Source organism: Aerococcaceae bacterium DSM 111021, from assembly GCA_020112395.1.
In the GTDB taxonomy this organism is placed as follows: Bacteria; Bacillota; Bacilli; order Lactobacillales; family Aerococcaceae; genus Ruoffia.
In genome coordinates this window covers 989,264-1,009,479 of sequence record JACCEK010000001.1, presented here as the reverse complement: position 1 = coordinate 1,009,479, position 20,216 = coordinate 989,264, and the positions used below count along the sequence as shown (strand labels likewise).

Genomic DNA, 20,216 nt, shown 5'->3' with positions numbered 1-20,216 from the left:
ATATGCGTTTAGATAAGTTTTTGAAAGTGTCTCGTTTAATTAAGCGAAGAACTGTCGCGAAAGAAGTCGCAGACCAAGGTCGAATTACAATCAATGGCAATGTAGCTAAGTCAAGTTCAGCTGTTTCAGTTGGAGATGAATTAAGCGTTCGATTCGGTAATCGTATCATGACTGTTGAAGTAAATGAGTTACAAGAATCAACGAAAAAAGAAGATGCTCAAAACATGTATAAAATCATTTCAGAAGAACGTCTAGAACAGTCTTATTAATGGAGTGAGTTCCCTTTATTTTTTCATTTATAATGGATATTTAACAAAAATACTGTTATACTCGGATATGAATAAGGGGTGAAACGTATGCAACAAACGAAAACAAACAATCATAGAAATAATGAAAAAGTTGTGTATCTTCCGAATCAACGGGGAGAACGTCCTAATATGGCTGAACCCGTAGAGAAAAAGAAAAAGCCTAATAATGCATTTAAAATGCAAACATTAGGTGTTCTTGCAATAGGTATTATTGGAGTAACACTAGCAACAGTCCCATTAGTGCAAGCTTATTGGGAATCAGAAGTGTTAACACAAGAGTTAGCTACTGCAAAAGAACAAGAAAAGGAAGCAATGCAAGAGAATATTCAGGCTCAAGAAGAGTATAAACATATGCAAGACGCTGAATACCTCGCGGATGTTGCAAGACGTGACTATTATTATAGTAAACCAGGTGAAATTATTTTTGATTTAGGAGACGTTCAAGAATAATCCCTTACTCGTTACAATAAGATAGAAAATCAAGGAGGAAATTGTAATTAATGTCAGTTGAAGTAGGTCAAAAGGTTTCAGGTAAAGTTACAGGTATAACAAACTTTGGTGCATTTGTTTCGTTACCAGAAAATCAATCGGGACTCGTTCATATTAGTGAAGTTTCAGATGGATTCGTAAAAGATATTAACGATATCTTATCAGTAGGCGATGAAGTCACAGTTAAAGTTCTTAAAATCACCCCAGATGGAAAGATTAACTTGTCAATTCGTAAAGCGAATGAACAAGCGCAACCAGATCAAGCAACATCAAGACCTGCACCTTCACGAGATAGAAAACCGAGTGAATATAAAGGGCAAAGTCATAGTAGCAATAAAGGTGGCTATAGCAAACCAAGCCACAGTTCAAGCAGTAGACCACAACAAAGTAGAAGCAACAACAATAACAACAGTGGTGGAGGAAATGATTTTGATTCATTAATGAATCAATTCCTTAAAGATAGTGAAGATAACTTATCTTCTTTACGTCGTAATACTGAAGGTAAACGCGGAGGTCGCGGAGGCCGTCGCAACTAATCTATTTATGATACAGAAAAGAGCGGATTCCATTGCAATATGGAATCCGCTCTTTTTATTTACATTTTAGACAAAACTTGTTATGAATATGCTGAAGATTATTTAATCGTTTATTCCAGCGTCACAATGAATTTGTTTTTGTCACAGAAATATATGTGATATTTACATTTATACTCTTCGTATTTAAAGGTCTTTATTATTTGGTGTGTACAACTTTTTTGTGTGGAAGCATGATAATAACTTTGGTTCCATCGCCTAATTCACTTTGGTACTCAATCGTACCTTCGTGATTTTCGATAATACGTTTCACAATAGCTAACCCAAGCCCATTACCAGAAGTAAACCGACTGCCGTCTACTTGGAAGAATCGTTCGAAAATAATATCTAATTTTTCTGAAGGGATACCAATACCAGTATCTTCAATAATGATTTCCACATAATCTTTAGAATCTTTCAGATGAATAATGATTTGACCATTTTGCTCACTATACTTAATCGCGTTATCTAGTAAGTTAATCCAAACTTGATTCAATAAATCTTCATTAGCATAAAGAACAGTTGAATCTAGATCGATGGTCATAGTTAAGTTTTTCTCATCCCATTGATTATAGAGACTAAGAATACTTTCACGAATTTGTTCATCTAGGCGGTAAGATTTTCTCTCGATTGAGATCGATTGATTATCCAGTTTAGATAACTTTAATATATTTTCTGAAAGTCCAGATAGTTGTTTAGTTGCTACGATAATACGATGTTGATAGGTCTCACGTTCACTTTGTGATAAATCAGGCGATTGAAGCAATTGCGCATAACCTTGAATTGATGATAAAGGCGTCTTGAATTCGTGCGAGATGACTGAGGTAAAATCACTCTGTAATCTTTGAATACTATTCAGCTCGTTCACCATCAAATTGAAAGAATGATACAATTCTGATACTTCTGCGATACGTTGATTTTCATCTAATTGAACAGAGAAATCACTCTCAATTACTTTACTCATAGCTTTTTTTAGTTTAATAATTGGATTGAGTAATTGGATCATAACAATTCCAGAAATTACAACACCAATGACACTACTGAAAGTGATTGGAATCACCCAAGATAACTTAGGCGAGGAATCAAAGTCAGGTAATAGAGAAAATTGTTCTAAAGTTAAGACAATAATGATTAAAGTAGCAGCAAATATAATAGTTAGTAGTAAAGTTACGAATGAAAAGTAAATCCATAAACGTGATTCTAGCCACTTTTTCATTGGTTAATATCTGCTTTGTAGCCAAGTCCACGAATCGTTAAAATACTAAAGTCATCATTATTAGAAAAACGATCACGTAAACGTTTGATATGAACGTCGATTGTTCGCTCATCAGTTTGTGTATCTAAGCCCCAAATTTGGTCCATGAGTTGTTGGCGTGTGAAAATTTTATCTGGGTATGATAAAAGCTTTTGTAAAAGTAAAAATTCTTTTTGAGGTAAAGATGACACATCTTCACCAGTAGTAACTGAAAAGTTATCTTGGTTTAAAGTTGTTTCGCCTACAATCAAGTGTCGGCTGTTCGTGATTTTTGAACGACGCAATAAAGCTTCAACTCTCAGTACCATTTCTTTAACATCAATCGGCTTAACCATATAGTCATCAACACCGATTCTAAAGCCAAGTTTCTTATCTTCGTAATCATCTTTGGCAGAGATAACTAAGATGGGTACCTCATCACCGATTTGACGCATTGCATCAGCAAACTCATAACCATCCATTTCAGGCATCATAATATCTGTAATAATTAAATCAACATATTCTTTATCGAGATAATCAAGAGCGAACACTCCGTTGCCAGCTGTTTCAACATCATAATCAGCATGTTCTAGAACAGATTTGAACATATTAGCTAGTTCCAAATCATCTTCTATGATTAATATTTTTGTCATTTGAATTCCTCCTATATATTAGGTTTAATCTAGCATGATAGTGTTAACTATTTATGAAGCTATCCAATAACATAGACACATTCTAAGAAAAAAGATTAATGACCTCTTTTATATGATGAATGGTTGCTGGATGATTCAACTCTTTCCCGTTATTCGCAGGGTGAAAATAATGGACAGCGTGCCAACCAGCTTGAGTTGAGCCGAAAATATCATTCTGATAATTATCTCCAATATATGCAAGTTCGTGGCTTTGATAGCCTAATGTATGTTCGACTTGTTTGAATAACTCAATATCAGGTTTTGAATAGTTAAGCTCTTCAGAGATAAACCACCTGTTCTCTGGGATCCAATTAGCTATTTGTAACTTGGATAATTTATTTCGTTGATCGATTGAAGGGCCATTTGTTAATATAAATAATTCATAACCTGAGTCAATTAGGTGTTTGAAAACATTCGACACATCGTTATGAAGTTTTAAGTGATTACGGTAATAGAGATAGAGTGAAGTAAAGATAATTGCTTGATCTCGTGAAATCTGATAATTGAAATGATTATAAGTAGAAATAACACGGTCTATTTGATAATCATCTTTTTCTTTGCCTTCTCGAATAAATTTCTCATACTCAATATCTGATTGAATTTCAAAAATGCGGTAAAACTCTTTGAATGAGTGATTGATTTTAATAACATTCTGTTGCATAGTTTCGAATACAGAGCGATAAAAATCTCCGCGTTGATATAAAGTATCGTCTAAATCCCAACCGATTGCTTTTATATTTTTCATAGTGTCTCCTTTATCTGGAAAAGTCACGTAACTTAAACTTTTACTTTTAAAAAATTAAAAGGAAGTTTATACTAAAAATGGAGTTTGAAAATTAAAGAATATATTAGAGTACGTAACTATATAATAACATGATAGATTAGAGATCAAAATGAATTAAGCGCGAAAGATTAATATACTTAATGTATAGTTAATATAATTATTCTATACTTTATCTCTAATCGTGTTAAAATATACTTCGTTACTGAGAAAGCGAGGTGATGATGTATGAGTAATTTGTTGAATAATGTTAAACAACAGTTGAATGAATGGACACATTGGACTCGAAGCAAAAGAATATTACTTGCCGTTTCGGGAGGGTTAGATTCAATGGTTTTATTGAATATTATGCTTCAAGTAAATGAACAATTAGCTAAAGAAGATAAAAAAGAATTTATTGTTGCTCATTTTAATCATCAATTAAGAGATGAAAGTGATCAAGATGCTCAGTTGGTAAAAGAGTATTCAAAAGAGCATGAGTTAACATACTTTATAAGTCAATGGGATGAGCCGGCTACAGTGAATGTAGAGGCTAGTGCTCGGGACGCTCGTTATCAATTCTTTGGAGATGTCATGGTAAAGACGAATAGCGACACATTAATGACAGCGCATCATCTGAATGATTTAGGAGAAACTGTATTGATGCGTTTGATTCGTGGAACGTCATTGCGTGGGGTTCGAGGCATTCGTTCAAACTACCAACGTATTCTGACAACATCGACAAAACATTCGAAATCAGTTCGTGTACTCCGTCCATTAAGTTCAGCAAAAAAAGAGGCATTGTATGAATATGCAGAAGAACATCAAGTTCCATATAATGAAGATCAGACGAATGCTGACTTGACCTATATGAGAAATCGAATGAGACACAAGATGCTGCCTTTTCTAGAAGAGGAGAATCCACAGTTTCTATCTAATTTGTTACTTTTGACAGAACAGTTAGAAGCGAGTTATGATGCGCATTATAACCAATATTTAAAAACTGAACCTGAACTATTAATGCAGTTATCAGGTGAACGTTGGCTTCTGTATGTACCTAAATTTCTTGAGTTGTCAAAAGATTTAATCCAGATTTACTTAGCGATTTTCTTAGAAGAAAGATTAATTCATCAGATTCAATCTTACAATAAGGCTGCAGTAAAACAATTAGAACGTTTAATTACACAAACTGATGCGCCAAATATGACGATTAATATTGCAAATAATTGGGTCGCGTTAAGAGAATATGATTATATATGGGTACAACCTCAAGAATTTGTAGCTGAAATGACTGAGCAAAGTGAAATAAAGTTTAACCGGATTAATCACTGGTATAAACTCAACAAACATGAATCAGCAGGTGTTTTTGAAATAGGTGCTATTGCGACTGACTTAAAAAAAGATCTATATATTGAGATACCTTTAACTTTAACTAAAGGAGAGCCGCTCCCAACGCTTAGACACCGGGGGAATGGTGATACACTTACATTACGTAGACCGAATGGAACGAGTTATCACAAGAAAGTATCCCGAGTGATGATTGATCAAAAAGTACCAAAATCAAAACGTGATGAATACTGGATTCTTGAAAGTAATAAAGGTGAAGTATTGGGGATGTTACCTCATATTAGTAAAGATGAAAATTATTATAATATGATAGAAAACCAAACTCACCTATTTATATATCAAAAAAGCAAGAATAATACTTGATAATATGGTAACATTTACTTCATAATATCAATAACGCTAACTATTTGCTTTTATTTATAAAAGCAAGATATTAAATAGTAGTTATTATGAATAAAAGATAATACATAATAAAGGAGAAAGTAAATGTTAGAACAAGACATAAAAGAAGTATTAGTAACCCCAGAAGAGATTCAGGAAGCTGTTAACCGATTAGGTGAAGAGTTGACAAAGGAATATAAAGACAAAGAGGTAGTAGTCGTTGGAATCTTACGTGGGGCTTCTATTTTTATGGCGGATATTGTTCGAGCGATGGATGTCTATTTAGAGATTGATTTCATGGACGTATCGAGTTATGGACATGCCTTTGAATCTTCTGGTGAAGTTAAAATCATCAAAGATTTAGATACACATCTAGAAGGTCGTCATGTTCTAGTTGTAGAAGATATCATTGATACAGGACGTACATTAAAGTACTTAGTTGATTTATTTAAATACCGTAAAGCTGCATCTGTGCAAGTATGTACGTTATTAGATAAGCCCGCACGTCGTGTGGTTAAAGATATTATCCCAAATTACGTAGGGCTTGAAGTGCCAGATGAATTCGTTGTTGGGTATGGACTAGACTTCGAACAAAAATATCGTAATTTACCATATATCGGTGTGCTTAAACCTGAAATTTATCAATAATTTAAAATTAAGTAATAAAGCATTATAATAGTGCAATTAGGCTTAATTGTGCTATTATAACTAAGATACATAATAATATGTAAGTAAGGAGGAGATAGATAGATGAATAATCGAAATCCAAACCCAAATCGTAATTTCTTTCGGGGAACCTTACCCTATATCCTTATATTTTTAGCTATAGTTGGTATGTTTCAAGTCTTCTCAGGTAACTTAGGTTATGCTGGGCAAACTGAAGAGATATCATCATCTGAATTTATCAGTGAATTGGAAAGTGGAAATATTGAAACATTTGACATTCAAATAGGGTCAGGAGCATATACAGTACGAGGTGAGTATCGTACACCAAATGAAACGGTTGAACAGGAAGAAGATAACTTCCTACAAGTTATTCAAGGATCTAATGAAGTAAGTTTATTTGAGACCACTGTTCTAGGTAATGACGCAACATTGAATATGGTAACGGATATTGCTTTAGAAAATGATACAAAAATTCAGACAATACCGGAATCTAGTGCAGGATTATGGTTAAGCTTTTTACCATTCTTAATCTTATTAATCCCAACATTTTTCTTGATCTATTCTATGACACAACAAGGATCAGGTGGCGGAAAAGGTGTAATGAACTTTGGAAAGTCTAAATCAAAAGACGTTTCAAAACAAAACATTAAAGTTCGTTTCTCTGATGTTGCTGGTGCAGAAGAAGAAAAACAAGAATTAGTCGAAGTTGTAGAATTCTTAAAAGATCCAGATCGATTCACAAAGCTTGGTGCACGTATTCCAGCTGGTGTTCTATTAGAAGGACCTCCAGGTACAGGTAAGACGTTATTAGCTAAGGCTGTTGCTGGTGAAGCGGGTGTACCATTCTATAGTATCTCAGGTTCAGAATTTGTTGAGATGTTTGTTGGAGTGGGAGCGAGTCGTGTAAGAGATTTATTCGAAAATGCCAAGAAAAATGCACCATCAATTATCTTTATTGATGAGATTGATGCTGTAGGTCGTCAACGTGGAGCTGGTATGGGTGGAGGTCACGATGAACGTGAACAAACACTTAACCAATTACTTGTTGAAATGGACGGATTCGAAGGTAATGAAGGTATTATCGTTATGGCGGCAACAAACCGTTCTGACGTATTAGACCCTGCTTTACTTCGTCCCGGTCGTTTTGATAGACAGATTCTTGTTGGGAACCCAGATGTAAAAGGTCGTGAAGAAATACTACTTGTTCATTCTCGTAACAAGCAATTAGCTAACGATGTGGACTTGAAAGTTATCGCGCAACAAACACCAGGTTTCTCTGGAGCTGACTTAGAAAACCTATTAAACGAAGCGGCATTAATTGCTGCACGTGTGGATCATAAAATGATTCATGCAGCTGATATTGATGAAGCACATGATCGTGTGATTGCTGGGCCAGCTAAGACAAATCGTGAAATGTCAGTGAAACAACGCGAAACCGTTGCATATCACGAAGCGGGACATACGATTGTTGGAATGGTATTAAGTGATGCGCGCGTAGTTCATAAAGTTACCATTGTACCTCGTGGACGTGCTGGTGGGTATGCGATTATGCTTCCTAAAGAAGATCAATATATTATTACTGAGAAAGAATTATATGAACAAGTTGTCGGTTTACTTGGTGGACGTGCTGCTGAAGAGATTGTGTTTAATCACCAATCTACTGGAGCAAGCAATGACTTCCAACAAGCTACTCAAATTGTTCGTTCAATGATTACTGAGTATGGTATGTCTGAAAAATTAGGAACGGTTCAGTATGAAGGAAATCAAAAACCATTCGCTGGACGTCAATATGGTCAAAATGTGACATATTCTGAGCAAATTGCTTACGAAATCGATTCTGAAATTCGACGTATTATTGATATGGCGTTAACAGAAGCACACGAGATTATTAACGAACACCGAGAGCAATTAAATACAATTGCTGAAAAATTATTAGAAATTGAAACATTAGACCAAAGAGCGATCAAATCTTTATTCGAAACTGGCCAAATGCCTGCGCCTGAAGATACAGATTCAAAGGATAAACCAGAATTACCAGATGAACCTGATAGCTTCAAAGATGCGAAAGAAAAAGCAAAAGATGATGAAAATCATTCAGATGTGTATGATCGTGCTGAAGAAGAGACAACTTATGTTGAACCAGATGAAGTACCATCTGATGACACAGAAGAAAGAAATTCTCACATTAATCAAGACAGAGATTTATAAGTCATGAAAGAAATCGATTATCCTTTTTGGGTAGTCGATTTTTTTGTTTGTTTTAATTTAGAAATATATTTATAAAAAGACTGATATGTTGAGGTTTCTAACGAAAGAATGTGGCAAATTTGAGAGTGAAATACATATAAAACTTTATAATAAGCAATAAAACACTAGACAAATCGATTATCTTTAGTAGAATGAAAGTAACAAAAAATGATAGCGTTTACAAATTTAAAGTCTAAGGAGAATAAGACAATGAATTTGGATTGGATAAAAACGCGTGCGATTGACACACCTGACAAGGTGGCTGTAATTGATCCTATTAAACAAACGGAATTTACTTATGAACAACTAAATCAACGTGCTGAAATGTTAGCACGACATTTAGTGGAGAATGAAGGAATTAAACGAGGAGACCGTATTGGTACCTTTGTCCCGAATGATATTGCCATTATTGATTTTCTGTTGGCTGCGATAAAAATTGGGGCTGTTTTTGTTCCACTTAATTGGAGATTAAAACCGATCGAAATTGGAAAAGTAGTTAAAGATGCTGGTTTAGAATATATCGTTTACGCAACTAATCATCTTGAACGACTGACTGAAGTTCCGCAGGAATTTATTAAATATAATGTAGATGGACCAGAATATAATGAAATCGTGAATCTTGAGAATTATACACCTTTTGAAAGTGTTAATTTAGACTTACAAGACATCGCCATGTTAATTTATACGAGTGGATCAACGGGTAGACCGAAAGGTGTTATACACACGCATGAAAGTTACTTAAATAATGGTTTTAATCAAAACTTATCTTGGAATATGACGAGTGATTGGAAAACAATTGCGAGTGCGCCTATGTTCCATATCTTAGGTTTTATTGATATTGTCATTCCGATGTTAATGGTTGGAGGAACAATCGTATTAGAAAGATACTTCAATCATGAAACCATTAATGATTGGATCGTGAAGTATGAACCGACTGTTCTAGTTTTAATCCCAACGATGTACTATGCCATTATCGCCCATCCGGAATTTAAACCTGAGAATGTTATGAATATTGAACTACTTGTTTCTGGGGGTTCACCTCCTTTACCAGCAGTTCAAAAAGTGTTCCAACAAATGGGTAAAATTATTATTAATGCCTATGGTTTAACTGAAGCACCATTATTAACCTTTAATAAATACGAATATGCAGTGAACAATCCACAATCAATTGGACAAGCGCTGATGTTTGTTGAAGCGAAAATTGTTAATGAAGATTTAGAAGAAGTCCCAGTGGGAGACATCGGAGAATTACTCGTTAAAGGTAAAAATGTCACACCAGGCTACTGGAATTTACCAGAAGAAAATGAAAAAGCCTTCCATGATGGCTTCTTTAGAACAGGAGACATGGGCTTTATTAATGAATTAGGTGAGATTACTATAGTTAACCGCCTGAAAGAATTAATTATTACAGGTGGAGAAAACGTGTTGCCATCAGAAGTCGAAGCGATTCTAAGTCAACATCCTCTAATTCGCTCGGCAATTGTCTTAGGATATGAACATCCTAAATTTGGTGAATCTGTATCTGCGGCTATCATGCTGAATAAAGAAGCCCTCGGTTCAGATAATTACAGAGAAGTCTTAGATGAATACTGCTTGAAAAACCTTGCAGGTTATAAAGTACCAAAACTATACTTAGAGATTGATGAAATTCCAGTAAACTCTGTTGGAAAGCCAGATCGTCTAGAATTAGGGAAGATGATGAATGACTATGCAAAATCAACAATAGCTGATGAATTGAATATTTAAGGTTGAAGTCCCGGCTGAATAGTCGGGATTTTTTATGCTGTCTATTAAGTTTACATAATACACAATGATAAACTTCCGCTCAGGACAGCCGTTTACCCATGTAGTTCTTATGAATGTTATTAGTTGTGCTAATAACTCAACCGTTTAAATGAGCAAAAATAATAATACGCCTCTTTATTAAGCATTCTAATGTATAAGATAAGGTTCCGTTATTTCACGGGGTCCAGTTAACAGCGTATTATATGAATTGTAAACGTTATCATTTTTGTGTAAGTAATAAATGTTATTGAAAATTTTAGGAGGCAATTAAAAATGGACAACAGAAAAGAAGTATTAAAACAATTATTCCCTGAGGATATTTTAAACATTAGCGAAGGTTTAACAGATGGAGAAGTTGAGTTTTTAAGACAATTAGTGGAACTGCTAGAAACAAAGTATCGTCCAGTAGTTAATCAAGCTTGGGTTGATGCTGAAGTGCCAGAAGGGTTTTTTGAAGATATCGGTAAATTAGGATACTATACAAACCCCTTATTATTCGAAGGTCGAGAAGGTAAGAAACAAACGAGTCAATTATTCCAATTTTTCTTTGCCTTTGCTATGTCGAGATTTGACGTATCATTAAATACTTTAATTGGAGTTCACTCGGGCTTAGGGTTTAATTCATTCTTATTTGGAGGTAGTCCAGAACAAGTTCAAAAATATGTCCCTAAATTAGCGAGTCATGAATTACGTACTTGCTTCGCTTTAACAGAACCTGATCATGGATCTGACGTTGCTTGGGGCTTAGATACGACAGCACGTCGTGAAGGTGACAAATGGATTCTTAATGGAGCTAAACGTTGGATTGGTGGCGCATCAGTCGCTGACTTGATTCCAGTTTATGCAAGAGACGAAGAAACAAACAAACCAAAATGCTTTATCGTCAAAGCAGGTCAAGAAGGATTAGACATTGACATTATTGAAAATAAAATTGCACTTCGTATTGTACCAAACGCAAATATTCACTTAAAAGATGTCGTAGTAGATGAAAGTGATCGCCTACAAAACATCAATAGTTTCAAAGATATTGCTAAAGTTCTTTACTCAACTCGTGCAGGCGTAGCTTTCATGGCAACAGGAGCGATGGCAGGAGCACTTCAAGCAACCCTTAAATATGTAACTGAACGTAAACAATTTGGAAAAGACATCTCAAATTACCAATTAGTTCAAGAGAAATTAGCGATGATGCAAGCAAACGTAACATCTGCCATGGCCCTTTGTTCACAAATTGCTCGCCAACAAGAGAATGGTGACTACAACGAAATCGTTACTTCAGTAGGTAAGATGATTAATGCTCTTCGCTTACGTGAGACTGTAGCAATGGGTCGAGGAATTTGTGGGGGGAACGGAATTGTTGTCGATTACGATATCGCAAGATTCTTCTCTGATGCAGAAGCTGTTTATACATATGAGGGTACACACGAAATTAATGCCTTAGTAATTGGACGAGCAATGACTGGACAATCAGCATTTAACTAATATTTATCAAGAGACAGTCATTTCCAAACAAATTTGGAAATGGCTGAGTCACTTTTAAAGTAAAACGATATATTTTGGAGGGAAATAATAATGACAATTAGAAAAGCAACCGTATTAGGTGCAGGTGTCATGGGAAGTCAAATTGCAGCCCTACTTGTAAATGCAGGGATTAAAGTGCAATTATTAGACGTTGTAATTGACGAAGAAAATCGTAATAAACTATCTAAAGCGGGTTATGACAGAATTACAAACAAAAAGAAATCGATGTTATATGATTTGAATTTCGAAGGGAACTTATCTTATGGAAATTTTGCCGATGATTTAGTGGAACCATCAGATTCAGATATCTTTATTGAAGCTGTTAAAGAAGATATTAAAATCAAGCACGATATTTGGACAAAGATTAAACAGGTCGCTAAAGAAGAAGCAATTCTAGCAACAAATACATCTGGAATCCCAATTGAAGCAATTGCTAAAGTGTTCGAAAGCGGCGAACAAGAACGTTTCTTAGGGATGCATTTCTTCAATCCACCGCGCTATATGAAATTATTAGAAATTATTCCAACGAAGAATACATCTGAAGAAACGGTAGAAGTAGTTAAACAATTCTCAGAAGATGTCTTAGGAAAGGGTGTTGTGATTGCTAATGATGTCCCAGCCTTTATCGCCAATAGAACAGGAACACATGCGATGGCAGACATTATGTACCGTGCAGAGCGTGACGGCTTATCAATTGTTGAGGTGGATGCTTTAACAGGTAAAGCAATTGGAAGACCTCGAACAGGAACTTATGGTTTATCAGACTTAGTCGGAAATGATATTGCTGCCTTTGTTGTAGGTGGATTAATGAAAGATCCTAGTGAGCAACCTTACTTCAACAACTCATCGCTTTTACCAAAACTATTAGAAAAAGGAGCTTTGGGAAATAAAGCAGGTTATGGATTCTACAAAAAAGAAGGACGTAAACGTCTAGTATTAGATCCCGAAACTATGGAGTACGTCGAGCCAAGCAAACCTCAATTAGAAATATTATCTCATTTTGGACGTGACTTAAAAGAAAACTTAGATGTTATCTTTAAAGCAGAAGACAAGGCGGGTAAATTCTTATGGGAAACATTGAGAAGCACATTTTTCTATGCGGCAAATAATGTTCCAAAAGCGGCAAATGATTATAAAGACATTGACCGGGCAATGGTTTGGGGCTTTAACTGGAAAGTCGGACCTTTTCAACTGTGGGATTTAATGGGCTTTGACCGTGTAAAAGAAAGAATCCAAGCCGAAGTGGGTGAATTACCTGAATGGGTAGCAAATAGAACAGAAAGCTTCTATAAGGAAGGCGATGTACTTGAAAATATTACACCGATTGAAGATCGTATAGAGAAAGAAATTTGGAAAGATGACGATACAACATTAAGTGTAATAAACACAGATCAATTATTATTCAAGTTCCATACACCAAACAACACCATTGATGAAGGACTAACAAAAGGGCTGATAAAAGCTGTAGACGAGTTAGAGTCAGGTCATTATTCTGGAATGGTTATTTACTCGGATGGACCACATTTTAGTCCGGGAGCTAACTTGAATATGATGAAGAAAGCCATTGAACTCGAGGAAGTCGATACTTTAATAGGTAAAACAATAAGCGAGTTACATGAAGCAGTGAACCGCGTTCGCTACAGTAGTAAACCGATTGTTACAGCAGTTAGAGGACGCGCTTTAGGTGGTGGAGCCGAACTAATGTTAGCCTCTCCTTATGTTGTAGCAGCGGCAGAAAGTTATATCGGTTTAGTTGAAGTCGGTGTAGGACTTATTCCTGGTGGCGGTGGCCTAGCAGAATTAACAGAACGCGTAATGACTCGAGACGAGCAAAAAGCAAGTAAGATGAAGACTTTAGGTGCAGTTATTACACGTATTGCATCTGGAGATGTTTCAATGAGTGCTTATGAAGCCCGTCGTAAATATTACTTAAGAGGGTCAGATGACATTATTATGAATGCGGATAAAGTTGTGGACGTAGCCATTGAGAAATTAACTTATTTAACTAAAGTAAATTACATTCAAAGAACAAAAGTTAACTTCCCAGCCTTAGGAACAAACTTTAAAGCAGTGGTCGAAGGGCAATTAGATTCAATGCGCCTAGGACACTTTATTAGTGATTATGACATGGAGTTAGGACTGGCGATTGCAGATGTAATGACAGGTGGAGAGCTCCCAGAAGGAACCTATGTTAATCAAGAATGGTTACAACATCTTGAGAAACTACATTTCCTAAAATTAAGTAAAAATCAAAAGACATTCGAACGAATTTCGCATATGTTACAAACGCGTAAACCGTTAAGAAATTAATACGGAAACTTGAAAGGAATGAATTAATTATGCAAGATGCTTATATCGTTGCTTATGGACGTTCGGCTATTGGAAAAGGAAAAGCGAATGGAGCCCTTGCCAACGACCGTCCAGATGATATTGCAGCTGAAGTATTAAAGGGTGTCATCGATCGTGTTGATGGCGACTTTGATCCAGCGCTTATCGAAGATGTGATTGTTGGTTGTGCCTTCCCAGAAGGAATTCAAGGTATGAATTTTGCTCGTACGATTGCTTTAAGAGCAGGATTACCTTACTCTGTTGCAGGACAGACAGTGAACCGTTACTGCTCATCAGGATTACAAACGATTGCCATTGCTGCAAATGCCATTATGGCTGGTCAATCAGAAGTATTGGTAGCAGGTGGAGTTGAGTTCATGAGTTCAGTCCCAATGGGAGGCAATGAAGTAACAAACAACCCTACACTACAAGCAGAAGATTCAGGTGTTTCGTATCCAATGGGACTCACTGCTGAAAATGTCGCAACTAAATATAATGTCACTCGAGAAGATCAGGATGAATTTGGAGTGCAAAGTCATCAACGTGCACATGCTGCACAAACAGAAGGACGCTTTGATGATGAAATCATCCCCGTAACAACACATAAAGTTGAATACACAAAAAATGGACCTCAAGTTAAAGAGGTAAAATTCGACAAAGATGAAGGAATTCGTCCAGAATCAACAACTGAAACTTTAGGGAAACTAAGAACAATCTTTAAAGCAGACGGATCTGTCACTGCAGGAACATCATCGCAAGTAAGTGACGGCGCAAGTTTTGTTGTCATCATGTCAGGCGAAAAGGTAAAAGAATTAGGCGTGAAGCCAATCGCCCGCTTTGTTGGTTATAAAGCTGTAGGGGTCGATCCGAAATATATGGGGATCGGACCAGCCTATGCTATTCCAGAAGTTTTAGAATTAACGGGCTTAAAACTAGAAGATTTGGACTTAATCGAATTAAACGAAGCCTTTGCTTCTCAAGCGCTAGCTTCAATTCGTGAATTAGGAATAAACACAGATATTACAAACGTTAACGGAGGAGCAATTGCTTTAGGACATCCACTGGGTGCAACCGGAGCAGTGCTGACATCACGCTTATTAGCTGAGATGGGTAAACGTAAAGATTCGAAATATGGAATGGTATCAATGTGTATCGGAGCCGGTATGGGTGCTGCAGGTATTTTTGAATATATTCATTAGTACTAAACCTTAATTAATGAAAGTAAGGAGATAAGTAATGTATCAAACGATTCTATACACAATAGAGAACCAAGTCGCGACCGTTACAATTAATCGAGAAGAGTATGGAAATGCTTTTTCAGAAACGACATATCAAGAAATTATTGATGTAATGGTAGATATCGATCAAAATCCAGAAGTAAAGGCGGTTATCTTAACAGGAGCAGGCAAGTATTTCTGTGCAGGAGGAGATGTTAAATACTTCCAACACCTCATTGATACCGGACAAGGAATACCAGAAGACGGTGTCCTTAAAACAGGAGAAATGGTTCGAAGTATCCGACAAAATTCAAAACCCGTGATTGCAGCCATTAATGGTGTGGCTGCAGGAGCAGGCTTAGGACTCGCATTATCATGTGATTTCATTGTGATGGGGACTCAGAGTCGCTTACTTACGGCGTTTATTAATATGGCTTTCCCGGGAGATACTGGGTTGATGTACAATTTACAACAAGCTTTAGGATCATACCGAACGATGAAACATATTATGTTGAATGAACCAATTAATGCGGAATTGGCAGTCGAATATGGCCTCGCTTATAGTAAAGTTGCAGATGAAGATTTACTTGATGAAGCCCAAGCATTAGCACAAAAGCTAGCTCATGGACCGACTCAAACATTAGCATACCAAAAAGCTTTATTAGCGAGCATCTTATATCCTCAAATGGATGATACGAACCTTTTAGAAGCGAAGTATATGAGGGCTAGTTCGTTAAGTGATGATCATTCTGAAGCGGTTGCAGCATTTTTAAGTAAAAGGCAACCAAAATTCAAAGGGAATTAGTATTGCTGTGATACACTGTAAGCATACAATACTATTCAGAAATATTAAGAATTTGAGGTGCTTAGAATGATGGAAATTAGTCAAATGCAATATTTTGTAGAAATTGTACAATCAGATTGTAACCTGACTGTCGCGGCTGAGAATTTATTTGTTTCTCAGTCAGCGTTGAGTCAGTTTATTAAAAACTTTGAACATCAACAGGGAGTTTCTTTATTCAATCGAAAAAATGGGCGAATCGTGAATGTATCTGATTCGGGAATGCATGTGTATCAATCCGCACTAAAAGTATTAAATCAATATAATGGCCTTGAGCATGTCATCGAAAGGGAATCTTTATTCCAAAAAGGGACGATTAAAATTGGGATTCACCCAACGTATTTACGATTCTTCTTCAATAAGTTTATTCCTCGCTTTCTGATTGAGAATCCAGATGCACATATCGAAATTGTTGAAGCAGGTACGAATGAGTTACAACAAATGCTAGAAGATAATGTGATTCATATCGCAGTTCTAGCTCCACCGAAAGATTTTGATACGTCTAATTATGAAGTGCACCCCTTAGTTCGAACTGAAGTTGTGGCCTTTATGGGACCCGAGCATCCACTCGTTACAAAACGTTTATTAAAATGGAACCACTTAGACAGCTATCATTATGTAACCTATAACAAAAAAGATGCTGTATATTATTTTGTTGAAGACAAATTAAAAGAAAATAATAGTACAGCAAAGCAATTATTTACCTCAAGTTCGTGGGATTATATGATAGAAACAGTGATCTACAACGAATTAATCGCTCTTTTACCAACAGTCTACTTTAGTATGTTTATTTCAAGGCTGAATCAAATCGGTGTAGTAGAAAAGCGTTTTGAGGATCCAATTCCGTATATCCCAACATTAATGCGAGAGAAGAAGCAGCATTATTCTAAAGTGGAAGATTTTGTTTTTCAATCTATATATAATAATTTTCATTTTGAAAATGACACATTAAAATACGATTTTTTATTAGATGATTAGATATGAGCTAGGAATGGGTAACAAAACTTAATAGAAAATAGTTTGTTATTTGTTTAAAATCATCGCTCTATCATCATCGAAATTTGAAGGAGAGATGATTCGATGCAAACAAGAGTCACTGAACTATTAAACATTAAGTACCCAATTATTCAAGGAGCCATGCAATATATGTCGCTAGCAGAGTTAGCGTCAGCAGTATCTAACGCAGGTGGATTGGGAATTGTACCAGCGATGGCTTTTCCAGATGTTGATGCCTTGCGAGAAGAGATTCGAAAAATGCGTAGCTTAACCGATAAACCTTTTGCTTTTAATATTTCTTTAGTGCCAGAAGTTGTGATGCCGGCGGTAATTAATGATTATATTCAAGTATTAATTGATGAAAAGGTACCGGTTGTTGAAACCTCAGGACAAAGACCAGACAAATTTATTAAACCACTGAAAGATGCTGGGATCATAGTCATTCATAAAGTGACGTCAATTCGACACGCTTTAGCCGCTCAATCTGACGGGGCGGATATCATAACAATGGTTGGAGCAGAAGGCGGCGGTCATCCAGGCTTAGATCAAGTTAGTGGTCAAATTCTTTGGGCAAAAGCCGCTGAAGAGTTAGATGTACCTGTTCTTGCGGCAGGTGGAATTGTTGATGGTAAAAGTATGTATGCGGCCATGGCTTTAGGGGTGGACGGTGTGTTAATGTCAACTCGATTCCTTGCGACGCCTGAAGTGAATGCATCTGATGCATATCGCCAAGCGTTATTATCCGTTCCAGAGTATGGGACAGTCTTAACAATGAAGTCACTCCGCAATGCGATGCGCGTAGCTAATAATAAGATGGCTCAAGATATTCTTAAAGCAGAAGCGAATGGAGCAACTTTAGAAGAATTGATGCCATTAATTTCAGGTAGACGCTCTTATGAAGCGATGCAAAATGGAGATATCGATGGATCACAATTAAGTATGGGACAAGGCATTGGTCGAGTACACGAGATTAAGCCGGTATCGGATATCTTCACTGAAATGCTCGAAGACTTTGATCAAGTCCACACACGAATGACACAATTAAATTCAAATTAAGCGAATTAAAGGTCAACTAAATAAAAATTCATTGAGTAGACTGAGTGGCAAACACTGAGTCTACTTTTTTATCAACAATATAAGAGGTGTATAGATGGATACAAAAGAAATCTCAGTAAAAGATGTGATGCAATATGTTCCAGATCAGGCTCAGATTGCGACAACGACCTATGGTTTAGGAGGTATGCCAGAAGAGTTATTAAAAGAACTAGGCGCCTACTACAAAGAAAATCAACACCCAAAAGACGTTACTTTATTAGCTGTGGCAGGAATGAGTCGCGGTGAAGGAACGGGGATGGATTACTTACTTGAACCCGGTTTACTAAAACGTTTTATCGGAACTCATATGAGTGGAGCGCCCTTATCAGCAAAAGCCGCTCTCGCAAATCAGTATGAATTATATATGATTCCACAAGGAGTGATTGGTAAACTCTACCGAGATGCTGCAGCCAAAGGACCGGGTGTGTGGAGTAAAGTAGGTATTGGAACCTTTGTAGACCCTCGCCAAGATGGGGGACGCATTAATGATCGTGCAAAAGCAGCCGGAGAATTGGTAGAAGTTACGGAAGTGAATGGGGAGGAATGGTTGTATTTTAAACCTTTACCCATCAATGTGACTTTTATTAAAGCGACTTATGCAGATCCAAAAGGGAACTTAGCCTTTACTCATGAACCCTTGAAACTCGAAGCACTGACGCTTGCGATGGCAGCGAAGAACGCAGGTGGAATTGTCATTGCTCAAGTTGAGGACGTCGTAGCAACTGGAACGCTTCCACCTAAAGAAGTTGACGTACCAGGTGTACTTGTTGATTATGTTGTAAAAGCTAAACCAGAATACCATCAACAAACCTTTATGACCCAGTATAGTCCGCTCTTATCCAATGAAATTAGAACACCAAAAGTGAAGAGTCGGAAGTTACCCCTCGATAACAAAACAGTAATCGCAAGACGGGCGGTGCGAGAGTTAAAGCCAAACAGTTTTATCAATATTGGCGTTGGAATGGCAGATAAAGTGTCACGGTTAATTAATGAGGCCGATCTATTAGAACAGTTCACTCTGAACACAGACTTAGGTGCAATCGGTGGAATGACAGCCTCAGATTATAATTATGGTACGAACTATAATGCAGATGCGATTATCAATACATTAGATATGTTTGATTATTATCACGGGGGTGGCGTAGATACAACTGTGTTGGGCTTTGGTCAGATGGATGTTAATGGGAATATGAATACTACACAAATTGGAGATATGCTCATTGGTCCAGGTGGTATGATCGATATTTCAGCAAGTGCTTCAAAAATAATCTTTATTGGAACCTTTACTGTTAAAGGGGAAACTAGCGTAGAGAATGGACAACTAGTCATTAATCACGCAGGTGTCGATAAGAAGTTTAAATCAGACTTGTCATATATTACTTTCTCAAGTAAGGAAGCCATTGCTAATGGCAAAGAAATCATCATTGTGACGGACAGAGCTGTATTTGAAATTAATAAAGATTCAAAACTTGTGCTAACTGAAATTGCTCAAGGACTGGACTTAGAAAAAGATATCTTAGATTGGATGGAGTTTGAACCTCTGATTTCAGACAAACTGAAAAAGATTGACTCAAGTTACTACAGTAAATCATGGAATTTAAGAGACTATATAAAAGAATAAATAAAACAAAGCTCTTACAAGTGAAAACTTGGAGAGCTTTGTTCTATTCTGTGTGTATTTTCACTGACTTGGTGGTAAGATATGTGAAAGTGAGAAAAGACCTTTTGATGATGATTTCA

The 20,216-nt window shown here is 36.5% G+C and carries 17 protein-coding genes; 14 read left to right on the top strand and 3 right to left on the bottom strand.

Annotated features, from left to right (window positions below; translation table 11 throughout):
* Positions 1–2 precede the first annotated feature (2 nt).
* The 3 genes from HYQ40_04665 (at position 3) to HYQ40_04655 (ending at position 1,333) form a co-directional block, all read left to right on the top strand.
* Positions 3–269, top strand: coding sequence for an RNA-binding S4 domain-containing protein (locus HYQ40_04665; protein ID MBZ6527060.1), 267 nt, complete (start codon positions 3–5; stop codon positions 267–269).
* Between the two features lie 87 nt (positions 270–356).
* Entirely contained in the window at positions 357–758 is a 402-nt protein-coding gene (locus tag HYQ40_04660; GenBank protein ID MBZ6527059.1) for a septum formation initiator family protein, read from the top strand.
* A gap of 50 nt (positions 759–808) precedes the next feature.
* On the top strand, positions 809–1,333 hold the full coding sequence (locus HYQ40_04655) for an RNA-binding protein S1 (GenBank protein MBZ6527058.1): 525 nt from the start codon (positions 809–811) through the stop codon (positions 1,331–1,333).
* Positions 1,334–1,529: 196 nt separating this feature from the next.
* On the opposite strand, the gene HYQ40_04650 is transcribed toward HYQ40_04655, so the two are convergent.
* The 3 genes from HYQ40_04650 to HYQ40_04640 form a co-directional block, all read right to left on the bottom strand.
* Positions 1,530–2,585, bottom strand: a complete 1,056-nt coding sequence (locus tag HYQ40_04650) for a HAMP domain-containing histidine kinase (GenBank protein ID MBZ6527057.1) — start codon at positions 2,583–2,585, stop codon at positions 1,530–1,532.
* Positions 2,582–3,256: a response regulator transcription factor gene (locus HYQ40_04645; protein MBZ6527056.1), complete on the bottom strand. Its 675-nt coding sequence runs from the start codon at positions 3,254–3,256 to the stop codon at positions 2,582–2,584. The genes HYQ40_04650 and HYQ40_04645 overlap by 4 nt, the downstream gene beginning before the upstream one ends.
* 82 nt (positions 3,257–3,338) lie before the next feature.
* Positions 3,339–4,040, bottom strand: a complete 702-nt coding sequence (locus HYQ40_04640) for an HAD family hydrolase (protein ID MBZ6527055.1) — start codon at positions 4,038–4,040, stop codon at positions 3,339–3,341.
* Positions 4,041–4,304: 264 nt separating this feature from the next.
* Here HYQ40_04640 and tilS point away from each other — a divergent pair, with 264 nt between their 5' ends.
* The 11 genes from tilS (at position 4,305) to HYQ40_04585 (ending at position 20,097) form a co-directional block, all read left to right on the top strand.
* The gene (gene tilS / locus HYQ40_04635) at positions 4,305–5,765 is read left to right on the top strand and encodes a tRNA lysidine(34) synthetase TilS (protein ID MBZ6527054.1); all 1,461 of its coding nucleotides are present in this window, start codon (positions 4,305–4,307) and stop codon (positions 5,763–5,765) included.
* A gap of 123 nt (positions 5,766–5,888) precedes the next feature.
* Positions 5,889–6,431: a hypoxanthine phosphoribosyltransferase gene (gene hpt, locus HYQ40_04630; GenBank protein ID MBZ6527053.1), complete on the top strand. Its 543-nt coding sequence runs from the start codon at positions 5,889–5,891 to the stop codon at positions 6,429–6,431.
* A gap of 102 nt (positions 6,432–6,533) precedes the next feature.
* The gene (locus HYQ40_04625; GenBank protein MBZ6527052.1) at positions 6,534–8,657 is read left to right on the top strand and encodes an ATP-dependent metallopeptidase FtsH/Yme1/Tma family protein; all 2,124 of its coding nucleotides are present in this window, start codon (positions 6,534–6,536) and stop codon (positions 8,655–8,657) included.
* 249 nt (positions 8,658–8,906) lie between these two features.
* Entirely contained in the window at positions 8,907–10,442 is a 1,536-nt protein-coding gene (locus HYQ40_04620; GenBank protein ID MBZ6527051.1) for an acyl--CoA ligase, read from the top strand.
* A gap of 312 nt (positions 10,443–10,754) precedes the next feature.
* Positions 10,755–11,960: an acyl-CoA dehydrogenase family protein gene (locus HYQ40_04615; GenBank protein MBZ6527050.1), complete on the top strand. Its 1,206-nt coding sequence runs from the start codon at positions 10,755–10,757 to the stop codon at positions 11,958–11,960.
* Positions 11,961–12,050: 90 nt separating this feature from the next.
* Positions 12,051–14,309, top strand: a complete 2,259-nt coding sequence (locus HYQ40_04610; protein MBZ6527049.1) for an enoyl-CoA hydratase/isomerase family protein — start codon at positions 12,051–12,053, stop codon at positions 14,307–14,309.
* 29 nt (positions 14,310–14,338) lie between these two features.
* Positions 14,339–15,526, top strand: coding sequence for a thiolase family protein (locus tag HYQ40_04605; GenBank protein MBZ6527048.1), 1,188 nt, complete (start codon positions 14,339–14,341; stop codon positions 15,524–15,526).
* Between the two features lie 37 nt (positions 15,527–15,563).
* Entirely contained in the window at positions 15,564–16,349 is a 786-nt protein-coding gene (locus HYQ40_04600) for an enoyl-CoA hydratase/isomerase family protein (protein MBZ6527047.1), read from the top strand.
* Between the two features lie 66 nt (positions 16,350–16,415).
* Positions 16,416–17,363, top strand: coding sequence for a LysR family transcriptional regulator (locus HYQ40_04595; GenBank protein MBZ6527046.1), 948 nt, complete (start codon positions 16,416–16,418; stop codon positions 17,361–17,363).
* 102 nt (positions 17,364–17,465) lie between these two features.
* Complete coding sequence (locus HYQ40_04590) at positions 17,466–18,437, top strand: nitronate monooxygenase (protein ID MBZ6527045.1); 972 nt, start codon at positions 17,466–17,468, stop codon at positions 18,435–18,437.
* A 94-nt stretch (positions 18,438–18,531) separates the two neighbouring features.
* Positions 18,532–20,097: a malonate decarboxylase subunit alpha gene (locus HYQ40_04585; protein ID MBZ6527044.1), complete on the top strand. Its 1,566-nt coding sequence runs from the start codon at positions 18,532–18,534 to the stop codon at positions 20,095–20,097.
* Positions 20,098–20,216: the final 119 nt, after the last annotated feature.